Genomic DNA, 21,021 nt, shown 5'->3' with positions numbered 1-21,021 from the left:
TGAGCTATGCCCCGAACGCGATGCGCAGGCCGAGCACGACGATCGCGGAGATCAGAAACGAAATCGCGAGCAGCGTCCAACTCGGCCTTGTGCTTCCGAGGGCTGCGCGTGCGACGAGCATTTTCATGCACGTCAACATTCGTCTCTGGGAAGCCGATGCAGGTAGGCTAAACCGAAGGTCGCGAGTTCTTCGGCATCGCTCTGTCGCTCTTTCCACCTCCGATGCAGGTGGCGCTCCATGAGACAGCGTCGGCCATCATGCGCGTCGACATCGGGATGTCGCGCCCGATACACAGTCCAGGCGGTCTCCGTGGCGTTCTTCAAGACGACGTTGCCGGCCATGCTCACTCTCCGGAGACGAACCCAGTCGCTGCCAACTCAAGGCGCTTCGGAAAGTTTCCAGTTTTTCCCGGTAAGCCGCGTCAACCGGACAATCGCGCGTTCAGCACGCTTTTGCGCGGGCTCGCTCGCGTGCCGCACGTCGGCGCTGCAGGCGCTGGCTTCGGCCAGAGCGCCTGGCCGCGAGAGGTGGGGTCGCCGCTGGACTTGAAGTCGGCGGATCAACGGCGGGCGCCGCGCTCTGCGTCCTCGGCTCGGCAGGCTTGGCTTCCATGAGCTCGAGCACGGATCGACCCTTCTCCGTGATCCGCCATCCGCCGTTCAGCCGCTCGACTAGTCCTTGCGAGAAGATGTCGAGCTCCGGCACGCGTGCGGCGAGACGCTTGGTCCGCTCGGCCCAGTCGCGCCCGCTCGTCGCCAGGATCGCCATGTCGCGCTTGAGATCGGCCATGACGGCGAACCCGTCGGGATAGCTCACCAGGATCTTGAGCACGGTGACCTGGAAGTTCACACCAGCCTTCCTCTGCCCTATCGCCACATGGTCGGAGCGTCGTGGAGGGCCGCGCGTCCGACCTGCTTCAGCCTCTCCGGCGAGCTGCCGCCGTTCGTCGCGCTTCCAGAAGCCTCGAGGCAACATGGGTGCGTGCCGCGGTTTCGTGGCGCGAGACGTCTTCGCAGACCTCGTCGAAGACGGCGCGCAAGAGCGCGGTCGTGGCCGGATCGAACATGGGAACCCCCAACGCAAGAAGAGTTAGTTTACTGCGGAACGCCGTGCGGTGAATTCAACAAAGTTAACGCCGTTACACCAAGCGAAGCTACCGCAACGCAACATGAAATGGACCGAACCTAGACTTTGCCGTTGTGGTCCAAGCTCGATGCTCTCGAGTGAAGCGGAGCATCCATTGCCCGCTCGCCGCCGGGGGAAGCGAAACCATTTGCCATTTTTTCCCGTTGTGGTCGGGGCGCTCGAACAACGTGAACGGATGCTCGATGAAGAAGGTTGCGATGTCGGCGCTGATGGTCGGCGCCCTTGGTCTTGCCTCGGTGGCCACCACGGCCCCTGCCGAAGCTCACTGGCGGGGCGGATGGGGACCAGGAATCGCCGGCGGCCTGGTTGCGGGTGCCGTGATCGGCGGCCTCGCCTCTTCGGCGTATGGCTGGGGACCGGGATACGGGTATTACGGCGGCCCGGGCTACTATAGCGCCGGCTATTATGGCGGCCCCTACGCCTACGATTATGGGTACGACGAGCCCTATCGCTGGGGCGGCGGCTACACCGCGTCCTACTACACTGCGCCCGTGTCCTACGGTTATCGTTATCGCCGCGTCGTCCGCCCTGCCTACGCCTACTATCGTGGGTCCTATCTCGTCGTTCGCCATCACTGGCATCGGCACCACCGCCACTGGTGAGAGGGGCGCATGTGAAGGTGACGAGGCCGCACCCGAGGGAGCGGCCTTTTTCTTTGAACCCCAGTCACGCTTCCGCTCACCACCATCTGCCGGCAAATGGATCGGTCCGCTCGAAGGCGAGACGCCGGTCTGGTGTTCGCTTCTGCAGCTTTGCCGATCGCTTCGGATGTGTGAGGACCGCCGCGGCGCGGGCCGGCGCTTCCTTTCGGGTCTCGCCGGAGGGTGCTGGAGGCACGGCGGCCATGGCTTCTCGCACTTCTCGCAGCGGCTCTTCCGGGATCGGATCGGCCTGGGCGACGATCGGCGCTTCGGCCCGCTGGCTGGTATCGAAGACGATCTTCTCCGGGATGCTCCTCGCCGATTTTATGCGGATGATGGTCCTGTCGGGGTCGGCCACGGCGGCGGCTTCGACGGGAGCGGGCAGGTATCGATCCGCAGCGAAGAGCAGCGCCAGCAAGAACCCGCCGACGAAAACGAAATAACGAATGATCGGCATGGACGGCCGCTCGCAAATGGGAAATCAAGGTACGGCGGGGCCGGATGGGTGGCGGGCCGCTGTGATCAGCGACCCGCCGGGAGCTCAGTCGATCTCCTGGACGACCGTGCGGGTCGACGGATCGACCAGCATCACGCGCTCGCCCGAGTAGACATAGCGGTACTTGGTGAGCGAAGGACCCCAGTCGGCGGGCACCGCCTCGAGTTCTAGTTCGCGCGGCACGGGCTGGCCGACCACGATCTTCTGCTGCACCGGACGAACCTTGTGCTCGGTCACGTAGGTGCGGATCTTGGTGCGGTATTCCGGCTCGATCTGCACGGCGGCCGCGTGACCGGTGCCGGTGGTGGTGACAACCGTCGACTGCGCCATCGCGCCCGTCGAGATCAGCGCGGCCATGGCAGTCGTCAGTAGAAGCTTGTTCATGTTGTTCTCCTCGCCGCCAGATGCGGCATGCGAGAACCCGCGAATGATGGCAAGGTTCCGGACGGGGCAGGATAATTGCCAAATCTTCCCGAATCTCAGAGGCGAGAGCGCCTATGCGCTCATCGCTTCTGCAACACGGTCGAGAGCGCCGAACCGTCGTTCAAGATCGAGAAGACCTCCCGCGAAGATAGATGCGCGGCTGCCTCCTCGAATGTTTCGCTCACATCCACCTTGGCACGGCCGACCGCCAGGTTGGCGTCCACCGTGTCGGGCCGGGCGGCGCGAGGAGGCGGTAGCTGGGCGACGTGAAAGGCCAGCAGCTCGGGGTCCTCGCGCAGGGCCACCAGAGCGGGTTTGATGTGTATCTCCGCCGCCGCGCTCAATTCGTTGGCCCGGCGCAGGACCGCCGGCGGCTCCCGGTCTTCAGGGGTGGCGAACAGTTTGCTGGGCGCGGGCCTGGCCGTCAGCGCCCCGATGGGGACAGCGAACAGCAGCCCAACGATCACCGGCGACATCCAGAGCAGAAGAGGAATCGAAACGGCGTATGCGCTCGCGGCCATCGCAACGCCGCACAAGGTCGGGATGCCGTACTTCCGATAGAGCTCGCGGCGCTCCACCGTGCCGTCGTCCCGCCTTTGCGTCTGCCAGCCGGCATCGCGGCCGGCCAGGATCTCGATCACCGCGATAGACTGAAAGATCATCATCACGGGCGCCATCAACGCGGAGACGACGATCTCCGCGAGAACTCCGGCCGAGGTCCGCAACGCGCCGCCGAATTGGCGCCTCACCGGGCCTCGCATCCAAACGAGGACGAGGCTGAGCAGCTTCGGCAACAGCAGCAGTCCCATCGTGGCGACGAACACCCAAATGGCGAGCACGGGATCCTGGGCCGGCCAGGTCGGAAAGAGCGAAAAACCCTTCGGAAAGTATTCCGGGCGCACGAAGCGGGCCTGCAGCGAGATTAGCATCCCCAGCAGCAGGAACAGCAGCCATAGCGGTGCCGTCACATAGGCCCCTATGCCGACCATGAAATGCAGCCGTGAGACCCAGTGCAGCCCCCGCGCAGGGACCACGGCGAGATGCTGAAGATTGCCCTGGCACCAGCGTCGGTCGCGCGCCGCAAAATCGAGCAGCGAGGGCGGCACCTCTTCATAGCTTCCGCCGAGCGTCGGCAACATGTAGATGCCCCACCCGGCCCGCCGCATCAGCGCAGCCTCGACGAAATCGTGGCTCAGGATGTGCCCGCCGAATGGCTTGCGCCCGCGCAGCTGCGGCAGCGCGGCCGATTCCGCGAACGCCTTCACGCGGATAATCGCATTGTGGCCCCAGTAATTGCCTTCCGAGCCGTGCCACCAGGCGACGCCGGCCGCGATCACCGGTCCGTACAGGCGGCCTGCGAATTGCTGGACCCGGCTGAACAGATTTCGTGCATTGACGACCATGGGGAGCGTTTGGACGAGCCCGGCGGTGGGATTGGTCTCGATGGAATGGACCAATTGGACGATGGTCTGCCCGCTCATGAGACTGTCGGCGTCGAGCACGATCATGAAGTCGTAGACGGCGCCGAACCGCGTGATCCATTCGGAGATGTTGCCGGCTTTCCGGGCCGTGTTTTCGGCCCGATGACGATAATACAGCCGAGGCGTTCCGACGGCCTGCCGCAGCGCGAGAAGCGCTCTCTCCTCGGCGACCCAGATGTCCGGATCGGTGCTGTCGCTCAGGACGTACCAGTCGAACAGCTCGCCGTGGTTCGTCGCTTCCAAGGACTCGATGATCGCCCGCAACCGGGCCGTCAGTCGGTGGGGGTCCTCGTTGTAGGTGGGAAGCAGCATGGCGGTGCGGCTTGCGAGCGAAGGTAGCTCCGCATCTGGCGCGAAGGCGTCTGGATGATGGGACAGCAACACGAAGAAGCCGGCCAGCGCGGAGGCAAACGAAAAGGCGACCCAGGCGAGCAGAACGAGGAACAGCGCCAGCACCATGGCTTCGAGGACGGTAACGCCGCCGACCTCCAGCACGCGATACATTTCATAACCGCCCGCCCCCGTGAGCGCCGCCGTCGCGAGCAGAACGAGTCCGCGTCGCCAAGCCATCGCCGGGCCCGCCGCCGCAGGAACGCGGTCGGGTACCCGGCTCTTTGCGAGGTCGCCAGGAGCCATCGGAAGGGGCATCTCGCGCGGCAGCAGCCGCTGCGTCGCCAGATCGCCGGCGAGCGGCCGGGGCGCCGTGTTCAGGGAGCCCATCGGTAGACCCAGACTTCCGAAAGCGGCTTGTCGCCCTCGGTCAGAAACGCCCGCAGCTCGACCGGCTCCCCTTTCACCTGGCACTGAAAGCTGAGACGCCAGCCACCGGTGTACGGATTGGGCTGCGTGACGATGTTCTTCACTTCGGACTTCTCCGCGGTAACAACGCCTTTGACGCCCGCAGGATCGATGCCCTTCAGGTTCTCACCGACCAAATCGAGGACGAAGAGGCGGGCATCCTCGCCCCGCGCCCCTATTCCGCTTCGCGTGAAGCGGGCCAGCGAATGCGGCTTCGGACTATCCGGGCCCCAGTGCAGCCGATAGGTATAGATGTGTTCACCCTTGGCCTGCAGCGGATTCTTCGGCCGCCAGAATGCGGCGATGTTGTCGTGGACCTCCTCCTTGGTCGGAATCTCGAACAGCACGACGCCGCCCTCGCCCCAATCGCCGATCGGCTCCATCCAGAGGCTTGGGCGTTTCTCGAAGCTGGATTCGATGTCCTGGTAGGCAAAGAAGTTTCTTTCCCGCTGCATCAGCCCGAAGCCACGCGGATTGAGATCCTGAAAGGTGCTGATCTGGAGATCGCGCGGATTGCTGAGCGGCCGCCACAGGCTCTCGCCCTTGCCGTTGAAGATCCCAAGGCCATCGGAATCGTGGACTGAGGGGCGGAAATCGTCGATATCGTTGCGGTCGTTCGGACCGTAGAAGAACATGCTGGTCATGGGCGCGAGACCGGCGCGCGGCATCTCGACACGCGGGTAGACCGACATTTCGACGTCGAAGACCGTCGTCTCCCCAGGACGCACGGTGAACCGGTAGCTCGCGGCGCAGCTCTTGCTATCGAGCAAGGCATGGATCACCAACGAGGTCGCACCCGCCGCCGGCCGCTCGAGCCAGAACGTCTTGAACAGCGGGAATTCCTCGCCCTTGGCTTCGCCCGTATCGATCGCGAGCCCACGCGCGGAAAGCCCGTATGTCTGCCCCTTGGCTACGGCGCGGAAATAGCTCGCGCCCAGGAAGACGCAGACCTCATCGTAGTAGTCGGGACGGTTCATCGGCGCATGGATGCGGAAGCCCGCGAACCCGAGATCGCTGTCCTCGAACGCTGGGACCTTCTCGCCGAAGGAGAAGTCCGCCTTGCGGTACTTGAGCTCGGTGGCCTTTCCGTCCGCGACCTCGAAGATGTTCACCCGGTTCTTGTAGAAGAAGCCGCGATGGAAGAACTGCGCCTCGAAGGGAAGATTCTTGCCGCGCCAGAGCGTCCGCTCGGGCAAAAAGCGGATCGAACGATACTGATCGTAGTCCAGGTCCTTCAATCCGCTCGGGAGCTTCTCGTCTGGCGCCTCGTACGGCTTGCTCGCCAGCATCCGCGCCAAGTCCCTCACGGTGGATGGCCCGAACGCATCTGGTGGGGCGGCCAAGCTGCGTCGGGAAGCAAGCAGCAAAGCTGGCAGCAACGCCGACCCTTGAACAAGCTGGCGTCGGTTCACGTGCTCTCCTCGCTACTGCTGCCGCGGCCATGCAACGACCGCCGCGCCCGCGAGTTCCATCACAGCCACAATCCTCCAGTGAGGACAATGAACCATGAACCGACGACCACCCCAGTTTTCGCAGGCCGAATTCGTGATCGCGTTTTCGTCACTGCGGAACAGGTTTAATATCCGCTCCCGTCATATGGAGGGCGGTGCGACGAGAGACGCACTCTGCCGCTTGCTCGTCCCACGCCCCGTCGCTGCCAGCCAGCGACCTAGTCCTTCAAGCTCGATGTTCAGTAGGGGCAACATTGTTCCGCCACCGGGAACAGCGGGCAAACCGCGGCCGTTCTCTGCGCGTCCGGACGCCGGACCGCCGACTGGCTGAAGGTGAAGACCGCGCAGCGGCAGGAGGTTGTGATAGCCGGCTTCACGGCGCCGAGGAGAACCCGGCTCTTCTTCGGCGCTCTCGTGCTAGCGGTACGCGAAGACGATGCATGGCGGTACATAGGCCACGTCGGCACCGGCTTCAGCCACCAGGCTCTCGAAGAGCTTCACGCCAAGCTCATGAAGCTCAAAACGGCAAAGTCGCCGTTCCCTGCCAAGGTAAAGGATGAGCAAGTCACGACTTGGGTGCGTCCTGCATTGGTCGCAGAGGTGAAGTTCGCGGAGTGGACCAGCAAGGGCGAGCTGCGCCAGCCGGTCTATCTCGGACTGCGGTCTGACAAAAAGGCCGCGGACGTCGTTCGCGAAAAGAAGTGGTCGCGAAAATAGCGCCACCAAAACGAAGCGTACGACCTGTTCAGCCGGGTTCGCGCTCGGCTGCCGAAGGCCACGGCGGCAGGGCCGGCAGCCCGAGAGCCTTGCGGACCGGTGCGAACGACCGCCGGTGAGCAGCGCATGCGCCAAGCTTGGCGAGCGCCTCATAATGAGCCGGCACCGGATAGCCCTTGTGATCCGCAAATCCGTAGCCGGGGTGACGCACGTCGAGCGTCCGCATAACTGCGTCGCGCTCGACTTTCGCGAGAATGGAGGCGGCGGCGATGCTGGCGGACTTTCCTCCAGAAGGAGTTAGAGTCCGGCCCGAAGAAGGACGGACAGATGAAGCGAGCACGGTTCACGGAAGAGCAGATTATTGCGGTGCTGAAGGAGCATGAGGCGGGGGCGAAGACGGCCGATCTGGCTCGCAAGCACGGGATCTCCGAGGCGACGATCTACAATTGGAAGGCCAAATTCGGCGGCATGGACGTTTCCGAGGCGAAGCGGTTGAGGGCCCTGGAGGAGGAGAACGGGAAGCTGAAGAAGCTTCTGGCCGAGCAGATGCTCGATGCAGCCGCACTTCGCGAGCTCCTTTCAAAAAATGGTAGGGCCCGCCGCCAAGCGCGCTGCTGTCGCGCATCTGCAGGCCGTCATGAGCCTGTCGGAACGGCGGGCCTGCTCGATCGTGGGTGCGGATCGGAAGATGATCCGCTATCGCTCCAGCCGCCCACCGGACGCAGTTCTGCGTGGCCGATTGCGCGATCTCGCCAACGAGCGGCGGCGTTTCGGCTATCGCCGCCTGTTCGTCCTGCTGCGGCGGGAGGGCGAGCCATCGGGGATCAACCGGATCTACCGGCTTTATCGCGAGGAAGGGCTCACCGTCCGCAAGCGGCGGGCTCGCCGCAAGGCCGTCGGGACCCGGGCCCCGATCCTGGTCGAGCCCAAGCCCAATGCTCGCTGGTCGCTGGACTTCGTCCACGACCAGTTCGCCAATGGCCGACGCTTCCGCATCCTCAACATCGTCGACGACGTCACCAAGGAATGCCTGGGCGCTATTCCGGACACGTCGATCTCGGGGCGGCGCGTGGCCCGCGAACTCACGGCAATCGTCGAGCGACGCCGCAAGCCAGGAATGATCGTGTCCGACCATGGCACCGAGTTCACCTGCAACGCCATGCTGGCTTGGTGCAAGGACGCAGCCATCGATTGGCACTTCATCGCACCGGGAAAGCCCATGCAGAATGGCTTCGTCGAGAGCTTCAACGGCCGGATGCGCGACGAGCTACTCAACGAGACTCTGTTCTTCGATCTCGACGACGCCCGCACCAAGATCACCAATTGGATCGCCGACTACAATCACCAACGTCCCCACTCGTCGCTGAAATACCTGACCCCCGCGGCCTACGCCGCCCACCTCACCGCAACGGACGATCGGCTGCGCAACCCCGACCAGCTCCGCCGATCGTCCGTTGCTCCACCCGCGCCACTTGGCGTACAAAACTCCGAGACTCTAACCGCCGCTGGATGAAAATTCAGTGGCAGGTCACTGCTCTTGGCGAGATGTGGCGGTCCGATCCATCTCCGGAGACTGTGTCGCTAATGGCGTAAAGTGCTTACAGAAGTTCGCTGACCGCACCAGTTTCGCACCAGAAAAGACGTGAACAAACCATTACGAACGCAATCAAATTCAAACGAAAATGCAGCAAAATCAACGAAGCTTACTGATGGTCTGCCGCTCATAACGGTCTGGTTGCAGGTTCGAGTCCTGCCGGGCCCACCAACCGAAGTCGGCAAATTACCACGCCTCGTTTTGTTTGATCGGAATCCTGCATCCGAGCGCAGAGGCACCTCCGTAAGATGACGGATACCGAACGACTACTTCAATGATATTCTCTTAGATCATTCTCTTATAGATTGATCCCAACTCATGAAGATTCATTCTGTTGCTATCGAGAATTTCAGGGGTATCCGCGCAGCGAACCTCGTTCTCCCAGACCACGCGATCCTCATTGGCGATAACAACGCCGGCAAATCATCCGTGCTCGAAGCAATTGATCTCGTGCTTGGTCCCGATCGGCTTAATCGACGCCCACCGGTGGACGAACACGATTTTTATCAGGGCAAATATCGCGCGGAAACTCCCGGTGCTACCGATGAAGGCAACGGCGAGGACGATGCAGTCCCCTTGGTGGAGGTGCCGAAAATCAAGATCGAAGTCACCATTACCAACCTTTCGCTGGAACAACAGGCGCGGTTTGGGGGCCAGGTGGAATGGCTAAAGAGCAGCGGTGGCGTCTTTTACGATGAGCCAGATCCCGCCGGTATCGACTCGGCCGACGTCGTTGCGGCTCTCAGGGTGACATTCATCGGTGAATATGATGCAGAAGAAGACGACTTCATCGGGAACACTTACTTTTCCCGAACTCTCTCAGAGGAAGATGCGCCGACCTCATTCTCAAAGAAAGACAAGCAACACTGCGGCTTCCTGTTCTTACGATCGCTACGAACTGGCTCACGAGCACTGAGCCTCGAACATGGCAGCTTGCTCGACATCATCCTGCGCCTCAAGGAAATCCGCCCTCAGATGTGGGAGGACACCCTCAAAACCCTCGCAGGTTTTGATGTGGCAAGCGATCCGGAGATTGGCATTTCGGGTGTCCTTGAGAGCATAAACAAGTCATTGAAGAAATACGTTCCCCGCGAATGGGGCGTTAGCCCGCATCTCAAGGTGTCCAGCCTGACTCGAGAGCACTTGCGGAAGGTGGTGACCGCTTTTATCGCGACCGGCAGCGGCGACCATGCCGCACCTTTCTATGGCCAGGGAACTGGCACGATCAATATGCTGGTGCTCGCGCTGCTTTCCCAGATAGCCGAGGACAAGCAGAACGTGATCTTCGCGATGGAAGAGGTCGAGACGGCTATTCCGCCCTATGCTCAGAAACGAATTGTTCATGAGCTAAGGAAGCTGTCGGCGCAATCGATCTTCACTTCGCACTCGCCCTACGTTTTTGGAGGAATTTGCCCTCGAACACACAATAATTCTATCGCGTGCCGATGATGGCATTCTGACCACCGCTAAGATCGAGCTACCGGAAAGTGTGAAGCACAAGCGCTATCGTCAGGAGTTCCGGACACGATTCTGCGAGGATCTGCTGGCCCGTCGAGTGCTTATCGCCGAGGGCGCCACGGAAGCGACGTCGCTACCGGTTGCAGCGCGTCGACTAGCCGAACTGAATCCCACGACCTACGCTTCGATAGAAGCTCTTGGTATTTGCGTGATCGATGCCGGAACCGAAAGCCAAATCGCAGATTTGGCGAAGCTCTATAAGGCGCTTGGCAAGCGCACCTTCGCACTCTGCGATAAACAAACAGATCACGCAAAGGCAGCAATCGAGGCCCAGGTCGAGCGCGTCTTCATGCACAGTGAGAAAGGGATCGAGGATCTCATCTTGAAGAACACGACGCAGGCGGCGCTGGAGCGGTTCGCCGACACTCTCCAGTGGCCCCCTCACCTGCTGACGAAATACTCAAACCCGAAGGCACAGGCTCTCGCCGCACTGAAGGAATATTTCGGGTGGGCAAAGGGAAATTGGGGCATTGCGGATTTTCTTGCTCAGTGCAACGAGAGCGAGATGCCGCAGTGGCTTCGGGATACCTGCTCAGCACTCAAGTTTGCATGCGACCCGCCGGCATTTCCATTTCCACCCTCCTCTCCTCCTCCCTTCCCACCCGCGCCACCGAAGGCGGGGTGAAGATTCGGTGCTCGTCGACCCCACTTTGCTGAGCGAGTACAAATATGGTCAACCTGACCGACGGACAAAAGGACGTTCTGCGAGCCGATGGTCATCAGCTCGTGACCGGCGGGCCCGGATCCGGCAAGACGACGGTATCCATCCTTAAGGCAGCGAAGATCGCGCGCGAGGCGCTTCGGCAAGGCCAGAGAATCTTATTCTTGAGTTTTGCGCGTGCGACGGTCTCGCGTGTATTGGAAGCGATAGACGAAGAAAATCAGATCACGCGGGAAGAAAAGCGGTGCATCGAGGTCGACACCTATCACGCCTTCTTCTGGCGTATCCTGAAGACACATGGGTATCTTGTCGGACTTCCTCGTCGATTGACCATCGTGACGCCCGCGGACGAGGCAATTGCGCTATCCAACGTTCGCCGCGATTATAAAAAGGACTCGAAGCTTTCTAACGAGGAGAAGGCTGAGAAATGGCAACGTGAGCAAGCCGAACGCAATCGGCTGGCGATACAGGAAGGTAAGGTTTGTTTCGATCTTTTCGCGAGCCGAGTGGGCACATTACTGCACGGGTCGCAAAAGCTTCGGACCTTGATCTCAACCATGTATCCCTTCATCATCCTCGACGAGTTTCAGGATACGAGTGCCGATCAGTGGCGGGTGGTAAACGCCCTCGGCAGCGGAAGCACCTTAATCGCATTGGCCGATCCAGAGCAGCGGATATTCGACTTTATCGGCGCCGATCCAGAGCGGCTCAACCACTTCAAGGCCTCGTTCAAACCATCGGTCCACGATCTTGCCGGTGACAACCATCGAAGCAAGGGCACTGAGATTACGCTGTTCGGCAACGATATCCTGACGGGCAGATTTCGGCAGTCCAACTACCAGGGAATCGATTTCGGCGTGTTCGCCTCTAACCCAAACCAAGCTTTCGCAACGTTAGTGAGTCAGGTGCTGCAGGCGCGAAAGCGACTGCTCGCGAACGGGAAGCGCGACTGGTCACTCGCAATCCTGGTGCCGACGAAGAGAATGACCCGAATTGTGTCTGACATCCTTCGCGAGCCTTTTGGGGCGGTCCCGCCTATCAACCATTCTGCAGCGGTCGATATGGAGGGCCCAATCCTCGCCGCCGAGATCATAGCCTTCCTGTTGCAGCAGGATAGGGATGGGGCATCCTTCAATCAATTTGTGCAATTGCTGTGTGGCTATTTTCACGGGCGTGGAGGAGCTGCCCCGACGAAGGGCGACTTGGAAGAAGCGGCACGCTTTCGGGCCGCGCTGGCAAAATGGAATGAACGTCTTGCAAAAGGAAGATCGGCACCCGCGAAGAGCATTTTGAAAGCCACTGATGAGATCTTTAGGTCGGCAAGCTCGCTGCCACTGACGGGAGATCCGGATAGGGATTGGGTCGTGGTTCGCTCGATCCTCGACGCTGGCGGTTGTTCACGTCTCATAGACGTCGCCAAGGAGGTTCGAAATGTACGACTGCTCGAACGAGGAACTCAACTCCGCCAGGCACTCTTGCAAGATTGGCTTGAGTTTGGCCGATATCGCAATGCGTTTGAAATAACGCGGCAGGCCTTCGTACAAGAACATTTCGCCACAGCGCATAAACCAGAATCAGGCATCGTCGTGATGAACATGCACAAAGCAAAGGGCAAGCAATTCGACGAAGTCATCATCTTCGAAGGGTGGCCCAAGCGCATCAGGGGCGAGGTCGTGGCCAACCCCGACCGAATTGTCGGAGGCAATGTCCGAGACGGAGCGATGATCCAGGCGCGCCAGAACTTTCGAGTCAGCGTCACACGCGCAAAGGTCCGTACCACAATCCTGACGCCGAAAGATGATATCTGCGTATTATTGACCCGCTAATTCCGCGAGCGTGGACGATAAAATCTGCGATGCATTGCTGGTCGAAGAATGAGCCCACTTTCACGGTAGTGCCAACCTAAACCTTCCGATAAGTCACATGCGCCGTCGCGAACGGAATGCCCGCACGCCCGGCGCTGCCGCGCACGATGCAAGCGCAATCGTCGATCGCATAGACCAGTCATCGAAGTTCAGCTTGAACGATTTGCCATCGCCCTGGGGCGTGTCGCGCGTGTATTTCGAATGGAAGGCACAACCGGCCTGCTCGCCGGAGGCTTCGCCTTCCAGGCGGTTTTCATGGCCAGTGTACTGACCTTCGCTGAGCTTGTGGATCGTCCAGCGCAGCGTGTCGCTGTGGCCGTCATCGAAGGTGTAGGTTTCGGTCAGGACGACGGTGTCGGTGTCCGCGTCTAGCTCGCCATGAGCAGCAATCGTCGCGCGCTTCAAGAGCCCGCCGACGAGGCTCTCGACCACCGCCCATCCTTCAAGGCGGCCAACGAAGAACTGCTCGGGGAGAAACACCGGCGTGGTGCCGGCGAACGCATCGATGGCCATGGCGGGTCCTCCGAAACAGATGACGACATAAGTCGCCTCTCGGACCCAGGGCTCCTGAGGGGAAACCTTGAGCTCCGCTGAGTGCTTGCGCCGCATGTCAGACCGCCCACCTGCTTCCTGCTAACGCTCGGACGGTTTGGCGGCGGCGCGGATTCGTCCCGCAGGAGGGATCATGGGCCGATCCGAGCCTCTCCTTTGTCGAGATTGACGCCTCCTATGTTTTGAGGAAGCCACATCTACCAGTTGTATTGCCTTGCCAACTAGACTGATGCAGGATGACCATCATTACACGCCGTTTCCCGCATTTGCCTTGCGCGTTGATTTTTTCGATGTTGAAGGGGCTCGCAATGATGAGCGATCAACTGCAGCCGGGATTCCCGCTCTGGCACCATTCCATCGAACGATGTCCGAGCAACAGGCGGCAGCTTCAGGCTGAGCGGCCACGGACCTTGAACGCTTCGCTCGCGCTTGCACCGCCGAGTTGGAGCGAGATCAAATTCCGCGCGGGGGCGCTTCCAGGTTGAACGCGTATCATTGAGCATTGCAAAATCAGGAGGACCGATCATGCCCTTGGATGGCCCGGTTCCGTTTTTCTCCCAAAACGCCGGTCCAAGCGGACCTGAGATCGATGATCCCACCGGTTGTTGGTACGCATGCGCGCGAATGGTCAGCGTGTACTACGGGGGCCCCTATTCCGCACGCAAGGCCGTGCCTGAGCTCGACAACCCGGACGGCACGCACAAGGGGCTGCCGATGGCGGGGCCGGAGTTAAACACGTTCCTGAGAAATGAAAGATTGGTTCCTGTGACGACACGATTGACTGCACCCCACGATTTCGATGCGGCGCTGACCAGCAGCGGGCCGATCATGGTCAATTGGTGGGTTCCTGGTCGCGGGCTTCACGTGTCGGTCATCATCGGTATCATGGAGAAGGACGTCGTCTATCATGATCCCGCCGTCGGCCCCAATCAGTCGATGCTGGTGACAATGTTGAACCTTCGGCGCACCGGTCCGATGGGCGGCATAAGCCCAATGTATGTGCGCGACCCAAAGACCATAGGAAGGCGGCCGGTATCGGCTGCGAACGAGCTCGTTCTCGCATCGGATGGAGTGACCAAGAAATACCCGCTGCCATGGCCGACGGGCTGGTGGCGCGTGTGGGACGGCGGCACATGGTATTACTACCTCGGCAACAACCGGATCGCGATGTCGAGCAAGACGCCGCCGTCCAACACCGAGCCGCCCGCCAAGACTCCATGAAATGGTTCGCCGCTGCGCCGCGGCTGCACGTCGATCGGTGTGACGCGTGGTGTCAGGCGTGCGGATCGATCATCTCGGCAGGGAGCTTGGTCCCGGCCTGGTTGGCCAACGGGCCAACACGCGTGGGATCAGAAAAGGGGTTGTCGTGCTGTAGGCGGCATATTCGGGAAAAGCCTGTCTCAGGATCCGCTCTTCGTTGATCATCCGTCGGCACTGGATCATCACGATCACGACGGCGACGAGGACGGCAGGCGGTGAAAGGACCTGGAGGGTCATGCCGACGAGGGCTATTGCCTCGCAGAGATAGAGAGGATGGCGGACGATCCGATAAGGCCCCTTGGTCACAAGGCGCCTGGCCTCTGCTTGAATGCTGAAGGATCTGCCCAACCAGCGGAGCACCACGATCGAAAGCGAGGTCCCCACCAGGATCAACGTCGTGGACAAAGCCAACCAGATCGGGCCGAGCTCTGCCTTCGGGAGAAATGCGAGGACGAGGCTCAAAAAGGTGCCCAGCAAAGCTGAGACCCGCGTCTCGATGCCCTGCGATTTCATGATCGGCGCCAGCCGGATGATGGTTGTCAGCGCGACGAGGCCGAGGAACAGGATGTTGGCAATTCTGGCGGCAACGACAAGCCAGCCGTGGAGATCGTCCGGCGGAAGCAGATGAGGGACGCTCGCCGCAGCCATCAGAGCAGATCCGCCATACACGATCACAACAACTGCCCTGGCGGTCCAATCCAGCCAGGAATTGACGCCGCGCCCGGCAATCTCCTTCCGGGCCATGATCGCCGGGTCGAGTTTGGCGTCAGTCACGGGGTCATCTCGCCTGTCCGAAACCTGCCTCATCAAAGGGCAGGCTGGCGGGCAGGTCAATTGGCCGGCCAGCCACGCGGCCGTGATGCGGCTCCCTGTTGGTTCCACAGCCTGATCATGGCATCGCATTGAACCCGCTGCTGTCGTGGCAAGACAAACGATGGAAGAAGACCATCGAGAAGTGGTGCTGGCATGCATTTGCACCGATCTGGGACATTGCGCCGTATTCTGTTTCTTGTCGCTGCGCTGATCATCTGTCACCCGGCATGGGCTGCGAATCGTGTCGCGCTCGTCATCGGAAACTCGGCCTACAAGAACGCCGCCCTGCTTGCCAACCCGGCCAATGATGCTGCGATCGTCGAGGAGACGCTGAAGAAAGCGGGCTTCGACGTTGTCCAGACCCGCACGGATCTTCCGGCTACCGAGATGCGGCGTGCGCTGCGCGATTTTGCCGACACGGCGCGCGACTCGGATGTCGCTGTCGTCTACTACGCGGGCCACGGCATCGAGCTGGAAGGCACCAACTACCTGATCCCGACGGACGCGACGCTCGAGCGCGATACAGACGTCTACGACGAAGCCTTTTCGCTCGAGCGAGTGCTGCTGGCGATCGAGCCGGCACGGCAGCTGCGGCTGGTGATCCTCGATGCCTGCCGCAACAATCCATTCGCCGACAAGATGAAGCGCACGGTCGGCTCGCGGGCTGTCAGCAGGGGACTCGCCAGAATCGAACCGGCGACCTCGAATACGCTGGTTGCCTTTGCCGCCAAGGCGGGCTCGACGGCGTCCGACGGTGGCGGCAAGAACAGTCCTTATGCCTCGGCACTGGTGAAATATATCGCCACTCCCGGTATGGACCTGCGCAGGGTGTTCGGCTTCGTTCGTGACGACGTCATGAAGGCGACCGGCAACAAGCAGGAGCCCTATGTCTACGGCACGCTTGGTGGCGACGACGTGCCGCTCGTGCCGGCGCCGGCCAAGGAAGCGGGCAAGGAAGCGAAGGAAGCGGTCGCCGCGGCGCCGCAACCGGCTCCACCACCGCTGCCTGCAACTCCACCGGTCCCGGCGCGTGCCGAGATTCGGCAGGACTACGAGCTGGCGCTGCAGATCGGCAACAAGGATGCGCTGAACTACTTCCTCGCCCAGTATCCTGACGGCTACTACGCAAATCTGGCCAAGCTGCAGCTCGCCAAGATCGATGCGGAGGACAAGCGCGCCGCAGCAGCCGAAAAGGCGCGGCAGGCCGAGCAGGAGCAGGCGCGGCTCCTGAACCAGGGTGCCCAGCAGACGCAGCTGGCCAAAGCTGCCTCGGACTTGAAAGCGGCGCAGGACGCCCGTGTGGAGGCGGAGAAGGCCAAAGAGGCCGCGCAGCAATTGGCCGCGCAGGCCGAGCAGCGTCGCCGGGAAGCTGAAATAGCCGTCGCGAAAATCGGCGCTCAGCCCCCGTCGCAAGACGCCAACCCGAACCCTGACGCAAAGCTGGCGGCGCGGTCGGCGCCACAGACACCCGCGCAGACACCGCCGCCCACGCCAGCGTCCAAAGCCGAGATTGCAAAATCTGTGCAAGCCGAGTTGCGTAGAGTCGGTTGCTTTAGCGGACCGGCCGATGGCGACTGGGATGCGGCTTCGCGGCGTGCGATCGAATTATACAACAAGAATGCCGGCAGCACGCTTGATGCCAAGGCCGCGAGCACCGATGCGCTCGAGGCGATCAGGCTCAAAACGGGGCGGGTTTGCCCGCTGACTTGCAAATCCGGTCAGAGGCGCGACGGAGATCAGTGCGTCAAGATCACCTGCGCCGCGGGCTATGTCCTGAATGACGACAATGAGTGCGAGAAGCGCAAGGCCCGTCCGACACCATCTGCAAAGCTCGAGCGCCGGAACAGGGACCGCGAAGAGGCGCCGGAACGGCCTGCGAGGCCGCCGAAAGCCGAGGCGAGCGCTGGCGCGGGCGGTGGTGGTGGTGGTGGCATAGGCTTCATTCCGTTCTTCCTGCCGTGAGGATGCACGCTGCCGGTCGCAGACGTCATACACCCGGTTGGACCGATGCCAGATCGGGCTAACGCAAGCCGACAATCGGGTGCATTGCACCGTGAGCGCTCAAGTTAACGATTGAGCGCTCATCATCCCCCTTGTGGACAAGCCCAGCCCCGCCGTTTGCGAATCCCTGCCCCGTGCTAACCGCCCGGAACGATCTGGCGGCCGCACGGATTCATCCCGCAGGAGCGATCTCGCATGCTGATGACCAGGGAAAGACGGCCGCCGATCCGGACGCTGAGGGGATGGGCGATCAATCTTCTGCAGGAAGCCGGCGCCATCTGCGAATGCGAGGAGCATGGCTGGGCCAGGGATCGGGCCGACCCGCACGCTCGGCAGCGCGCAGTCGAACTTGCGCGCGAGGATCCGCCGAACGGCTTCTCCGCCGACCAAGCTGTGGCGGAGATCAACGACGTCCTCAATTCGATCGGCGATGCTTGTCCGGAGTGCCCGCCGCAAACCGACTAGCCCGCCTCCGGGAGCGCGCCCCGGCGACAGCTTCCGATTCCCCTATTGAGTTGTCGCACCGGCTCTCATTCCACCGCGACGAGACCGCTCGGATCGTGAGGAAGCCCGGCGATGGAAAGAGAAGGCATGTGCATCACCTCTCCATCGCCGAGCTAACGACATCACTGCTGATCCGGCTTCTTGGCCGGAGGGCCGCTCTTATTTCCGGGCAGCCCTTTGATGTTGGACGTGTCCTGCTGCTGGACCGTTGGATTCTGCTGGTTGAGCGTCGAGCTGGAGCCGACCGTCTCGCCGGGCTTCGCCGCCGGGCCATTCTTGTTGCCGGGCTGGCCGGCGATGCCGGTGCCCGAGTTCTGCGCGCTCGGCGCGGCCGAGGCGTCGGGCTTCGCGGTCTGGGCAAAAGCGGCCGGCGCTGAAAGCGCCAGTGCGAAAACAAGTGCGCTCGAGATGGTCCTCATGATGAACCCTCCTGAAAATTCGGATGCGCGGGTTGCGCCTCCCTGGACCGCGAACGCTCGGTTGTCTCAGGCGTTCCTTTCCAGGCCCGCGGGGTGTCGCAATTCTTTCAGCGACCGCCTAGGCCGATTTCCGCCGCGCCCCGGCCGCCGGCTTCTTCGCGGACGCCTCCTTGGCAGCCGCCGCCTTCCTGCCCGCGATCGGCATCAGCATCTCCTTCTGGCCAGCCGCCGCCTTCCTCGGCTTCTTCGCGGGCTTGTCCGCCTTCGCGGGTGCGGCCTGCTTCCCGGCCTCCTTGCCGACGCTGCGCCGCAGCGCCTCCATGAGGTCGACGACGTTCTCGCCTTTCGGCCGCTCCTTCGGCCGGATGACCTTCCCGGCGCGCTTTTCGTTGATCAGTTCGATCAGCGCAGTCTCGTAATGATCCTCGAACTTGTCGGGCTCAAAGCGCCCGGCCTTCTGGTTGACGATGTGCCTGGCGAGATCGAGCATGTCCTTGGTGACCTTCACGTCCTGGATCTCGTCGAAGTATTCCTGCTCGCTGCGCACCTCGTAGGGGTAGCGCAGGAGCGTGCCGACGAGGCCCTTGTCCATCGGCTCCAGCGCGATGATGTGCTCGCGGTTGGTCAGCACCACCCGCCCGATCGCGACCTTGTTCATCTCGCGGATGGTCTCGCGGATCACCGCGAAGGCGTCGTGGCCGACCTTGCCGTCGGGCCGGATGTAATAGGGGCGGATCAGATAGCGCGGGTCGATGTCCGACCTGTCGACGAACTCGTCGATCTCGATGGTGCGCGTGGACTCCAGTGCGATCTCCTCGAGCTCTTCCTTGGACACCTCGATATACTGGCCCTTGTCGAGCTCGTAGCCCTTGACGATGTCCTCGTTCGGCACCTCGTCGCCAGTGTCCGCGTCCACCTTCACGTACTTGATGCGGTGGCCGGTCTGGCGGTTGAGCTGGTTGAACGAGATCTTCTCACTCTCGGACGTGGCCGGATAGAGCGCCACCGGGCAGGTGACGAGGGACAGTCTCAGAAAACCTTTCCAATTGGCACGCGGGGCCATTGACGCAGAACTCCGGTTCGAGGCGGCTCGGATTCAAGACGAACGGCCGGCCTGGGTTCCGACATGACCTGTGCAGAAAACGGCGGCGCATCCGCGATCCCCGCGCATCGGGACCCCCCAGACCCGGTTGGGCCGACAACCATTCCGCGCATGACGCTGTCAGCGCACGAACCTCGCCGTTCCGACACCGGCCCCCCGCCCGCGCACAGAGCGCTTGAACCTTCGCTCGGCTTGTGCAGACAAATGACGGCAGGGTTTGTAAGGGCGTGTGTGCGATGTCTGATCGTCCCGATACCCGACTTGCAAAGGCGTTGGACGCGGTGCAGCGCGAGCAAGCCAGCCAATTGGCAGAAGCGCGGCGTCGGCGGGAAGAGCGTCAGCGCGCCTTTGAGCTGTGGGTCACAGGATCGCCGGTGCGCGATACCTCCGGGACCGAAGCGCGGCTGCTGAATACCTTGCAAACCACCAAGCGCGATATCGAAAGCTTGCGCGTGGAAATCGAGCAGTCCAAGGATGCTCTCCAGTCTCTTCTCCACGGCTCGGACGCAGCTTCCGATGATTCAAAGGCCGCGGCTCGGAGTGGGAGTTCTCGTCGCCTCACCAGACAGAGGCGCGCGACGACAGCTGGAAACAGGGCCTGACTGCATGAGCCTCACCGCCATTCTTCCTGCTGCTCGCAGCCAAACTCGGAAAAGGCGCACCGCGCGATAGCTAAAGCTGATGTTTTCTGTGACGCCGTTCGATGCAATCGAAATCACGATCGGCTTTGCGGCCGGGTTCGTGGCTGGCTTCCTGACCAGGCACCTGATTTCATGGCGCAGAAGGCGCAGAGAACGCCTGCGAAGGGGCCTACGATAAGGCTCGCCATTGGATCGTCAGGGCGAACGCAAAGGCCATCCAGACACAAATGATCGCGCTCGCGCCGTCGTGCTGGGCGAGTCAAATCTTCAAACGGCCATCGAGGCAAGCTCCGCTGCCCTCATCGAGGGCAGCGAAGTGATGCTTTGTCGATTTAAATCAGGCGATGGCTTCTTTGCGGCGCATGCGGCGCCAACCGAGCAGGCCGCTCACCAGCATCACGAGTCCTGGCAGACCTGCCCCAACGACCGGGCCGGGAACAGGGTTTACCACGATGGGTCCGGTGAAGCTCGCCGCGCTGACCCTCTCCTCAAGGGAGAAATAGGCTGAAGCGAGATTGGCCAAGCCGCCCGTGAACAGGACGTCGCCGCTCTGGTAGGGGAATGAGTAGTTGGCGAAACTGGTGCCTGGCCCCTCGTAGCCGGTGGGCCCACTGGCGGCGGGAAGGTAGTTGACGATACCGTCACCGTCGAAACCGAAGATGTCGGTGTTGGCGGTCAGGTGAATCGAACTAACAGTGCTGCCACTTTGGTTCGTCACGTTGATCAGAGTATCTTCAATTCCATCGTATATTGGACTTCCCCCCGAACTCGTTACCGTCGCGGTATTGCCGGGGAGCAGCGTGATCTCGATACATCCGGTTGCCGAGCCGACTGGCGTTCCCGGCGTTGCTGGACACGTTGCATTCGCGGCCCCTGCAAGAGCAGTAAAGCTCCCACCAACCATGAGGCCCAATAAATATTTCAATTTCATTTGGCC

Annotated in this window: 19 protein-coding genes and 4 pseudogenes; 9 read left to right on the top strand and 14 right to left on the bottom strand. The window is 61.7% G+C overall.

Annotated elements, in window-relative coordinates; all coding sequences use genetic code 11:
• Positions 1 to 4 precede the first annotated feature (4 nt).
• From P6U31_RS07980 to P6U31_RS07970, 3 genes are all read right to left on the bottom strand, one after another.
• Positions 5 to 127, bottom strand: coding sequence for a hypothetical protein (locus P6U31_RS07980; protein WP_407187671.1), 123 nt, complete (start codon positions 125 to 127; stop codon positions 5 to 7).
• A gap of 5 nt (positions 128 to 132) precedes the next feature.
• A complete protein-coding gene (locus tag P6U31_RS07975) occupies positions 133 to 342 on the bottom strand; it encodes a hypothetical protein (protein WP_407187670.1) in 210 nt (69 codons plus the stop codon).
• A gap of 100 nt (positions 343 to 442) precedes the next feature.
• On the bottom strand, positions 443 to 850 hold the full coding sequence (locus P6U31_RS07970) for a hypothetical protein (RefSeq protein WP_407187669.1): 408 nt from the start codon (positions 848 to 850) through the stop codon (positions 443 to 445).
• Positions 851 to 1,329: 479 nt separating this feature from the next.
• On the opposite strand from P6U31_RS07970, the gene P6U31_RS07965 reads away from it, so the two are divergent.
• Positions 1,330 to 1,749, top strand: coding sequence for a hypothetical protein (locus tag P6U31_RS07965; protein WP_407187668.1), 420 nt, complete (start codon positions 1,330 to 1,332; stop codon positions 1,747 to 1,749).
• A 76-nt stretch (positions 1,750 to 1,825) separates the two neighbouring features.
• Here P6U31_RS07965 and P6U31_RS07960 read toward each other — a convergent pair whose 3' ends face one another.
• From P6U31_RS07960 to P6U31_RS07945, 4 genes are all read right to left on the bottom strand, one after another.
• Entirely contained in the window at positions 1,826 to 2,206 is a 381-nt protein-coding gene (locus P6U31_RS07960; protein ID WP_407187667.1) for a hypothetical protein, read from the bottom strand.
• 123 nt (positions 2,207 to 2,329) lie between these two features.
• Positions 2,330 to 2,668 (bottom strand): DUF1236 domain-containing protein, encoded by a 339-nt coding sequence (locus tag P6U31_RS07955; RefSeq protein ID WP_407187666.1) that lies wholly within the window; start codon positions 2,666 to 2,668, stop codon positions 2,330 to 2,332.
• Positions 2,669 to 2,787: 119 nt separating this feature from the next.
• Positions 2,788 to 4,908 (bottom strand): glucans biosynthesis glucosyltransferase MdoH, encoded by a 2,121-nt coding sequence (mdoH, locus tag P6U31_RS07950; RefSeq protein WP_407187665.1) that lies wholly within the window; start codon positions 4,906 to 4,908, stop codon positions 2,788 to 2,790.
• Positions 4,896 to 6,398: a glucan biosynthesis protein G gene (locus P6U31_RS07945; RefSeq protein WP_407187664.1), complete on the bottom strand. Its 1,503-nt coding sequence runs from the start codon at positions 6,396 to 6,398 to the stop codon at positions 4,896 to 4,898. The genes mdoH and P6U31_RS07945 overlap by 13 nt, the downstream gene beginning before the upstream one ends.
• Positions 6,399 to 6,737: 339 nt before the next feature.
• Between P6U31_RS07945 and P6U31_RS07940 the strand changes: the two are divergent.
• Positions 6,738 to 7,154, top strand: a pseudogene (locus tag P6U31_RS07940) (DNA ligase); the annotation flags it as partial.
• A 28-nt stretch (positions 7,155 to 7,182) separates the two neighbouring features.
• Here P6U31_RS07940 and P6U31_RS07935 read toward each other — a convergent pair.
• A pseudogene (locus P6U31_RS07935) lies at positions 7,183 to 7,437 on the bottom strand (ribonuclease HII); the annotation flags it as partial.
• A 44-nt stretch (positions 7,438 to 7,481) separates the two neighbouring features.
• On the opposite strand from P6U31_RS07935, the gene P6U31_RS07930 reads away from it, so the two are divergent.
• The 3 genes and pseudogenes from P6U31_RS07930 to P6U31_RS07920 all read left to right on the top strand — a co-directional run bounded on the left by P6U31_RS07930 (position 7,482) and on the right by P6U31_RS07920 (position 12,753).
• A protein-coding gene (locus P6U31_RS07930; protein ID WP_407187663.1) for an IS3 family transposase occupies positions 7,482 to 8,667 on the top strand; the annotation gives its coding sequence in 2 pieces (ribosomal slippage) (positions 7,482 to 7,735 and positions 7,734 to 8,667; 1,188 coding nt in all).
• 399 nt (positions 8,668 to 9,066) lie between these two features.
• A pseudogene (locus tag P6U31_RS07925) lies at positions 9,067 to 10,891 on the top strand (ATP-dependent nuclease).
• Positions 10,892 to 10,935: 44 nt separating this feature from the next.
• On the top strand, positions 10,936 to 12,753 hold the full coding sequence (locus P6U31_RS07920; RefSeq protein ID WP_407187662.1) for a UvrD-helicase domain-containing protein: 1,818 nt from the start codon (positions 10,936 to 10,938) through the stop codon (positions 12,751 to 12,753).
• 93 nt (positions 12,754 to 12,846) lie between these two features.
• On the opposite strand, the gene P6U31_RS07915 is transcribed toward P6U31_RS07920, so the two are convergent.
• Positions 12,847 to 13,305: a DUF3833 family protein gene (locus P6U31_RS07915; RefSeq protein ID WP_407187661.1), complete on the bottom strand. Its 459-nt coding sequence runs from the start codon at positions 13,303 to 13,305 to the stop codon at positions 12,847 to 12,849.
• Between the two features lie 564 nt (positions 13,306 to 13,869).
• Between P6U31_RS07915 and P6U31_RS07910 the strand changes: the two genes are divergently transcribed.
• Positions 13,870 to 14,565 carry a papain-like cysteine protease family protein gene (locus tag P6U31_RS07910; protein WP_407187660.1) on the top strand — a complete coding sequence of 232 codons (696 nt, stop codon included), beginning with the start codon at positions 13,870 to 13,872 and terminating at the stop codon, positions 14,563 to 14,565.
• Positions 14,566 to 14,634: 69 nt separating this feature from the next.
• On the opposite strand, the gene P6U31_RS07905 is transcribed toward P6U31_RS07910, so the two are convergent.
• Positions 14,635 to 15,378, bottom strand: coding sequence for a methyltransferase (locus P6U31_RS07905; RefSeq protein WP_407187659.1), 744 nt, complete (start codon positions 15,376 to 15,378; stop codon positions 14,635 to 14,637).
• Between the two features lie 192 nt (positions 15,379 to 15,570).
• Between P6U31_RS07905 and P6U31_RS07900 the strand changes: the two genes are divergently transcribed.
• Both P6U31_RS07900 and P6U31_RS07895 read left to right on the top strand, forming a co-directional pair.
• Positions 15,571 to 17,379 (top strand): caspase family protein, encoded by a 1,809-nt coding sequence (locus tag P6U31_RS07900; RefSeq protein WP_407187658.1) that lies wholly within the window; start codon positions 15,571 to 15,573, stop codon positions 17,377 to 17,379.
• 234 nt (positions 17,380 to 17,613) lie between these two features.
• Positions 17,614 to 17,883, top strand: a complete 270-nt coding sequence (locus P6U31_RS07895; RefSeq protein WP_407187657.1) for a hypothetical protein — start codon at positions 17,614 to 17,616, stop codon at positions 17,881 to 17,883.
• 161 nt (positions 17,884 to 18,044) lie between these two features.
• Here the strand turns inward: P6U31_RS07895 and P6U31_RS07890 are convergent, their stop codons facing one another.
• Together P6U31_RS07890 and P6U31_RS07885 are read right to left on the bottom strand one after the other, a co-directional pair.
• The gene (locus tag P6U31_RS07890; protein WP_407187656.1) at positions 18,045 to 18,341 is read right to left on the bottom strand and encodes a hypothetical protein; all 297 of its coding nucleotides are present in this window, start codon (positions 18,339 to 18,341) and stop codon (positions 18,045 to 18,047) included.
• A gap of 118 nt (positions 18,342 to 18,459) precedes the next feature.
• Positions 18,460 to 19,404 (bottom strand): Ku protein, encoded by a 945-nt coding sequence (locus P6U31_RS07885; RefSeq protein ID WP_407187655.1) that lies wholly within the window; start codon positions 19,402 to 19,404, stop codon positions 18,460 to 18,462.
• Between the two features lie 275 nt (positions 19,405 to 19,679).
• Here P6U31_RS07885 and P6U31_RS07880 point away from each other — a divergent pair, with 275 nt between their 5' ends.
• Positions 19,680 to 20,045 carry a hypothetical protein gene (locus P6U31_RS07880; RefSeq protein WP_407187654.1) on the top strand — a complete coding sequence of 122 codons (366 nt, stop codon included), beginning with the start codon at positions 19,680 to 19,682 and terminating at the stop codon, positions 20,043 to 20,045.
• 306 nt (positions 20,046 to 20,351) lie between these two features.
• On the opposite strand, the pseudogene P6U31_RS07875 reads toward P6U31_RS07880, so the two are convergent.
• Positions 20,352 to 20,435, bottom strand: a pseudogene (locus P6U31_RS07875) (hypothetical protein); the annotation flags it as partial.
• A complete protein-coding gene (locus tag P6U31_RS07870) occupies positions 20,422 to 21,015 on the bottom strand; it encodes a hypothetical protein (RefSeq protein ID WP_407187653.1) in 594 nt (197 codons plus the stop codon). The gene P6U31_RS07870 and the pseudogene P6U31_RS07875, both read right to left, overlap by 14 nt.
• Positions 21,016 to 21,021: the final 6 nt, after the last annotated feature.

The organism is Bradyrhizobium centrosematis, assembly GCF_045571495.1.
GTDB classification, from domain to species: Bacteria; Pseudomonadota; Alphaproteobacteria; order Rhizobiales; family Xanthobacteraceae; genus Bradyrhizobium; species Bradyrhizobium centrosematis.
This window is presented reverse-complemented; position numbering and strand designations above follow the sequence as displayed.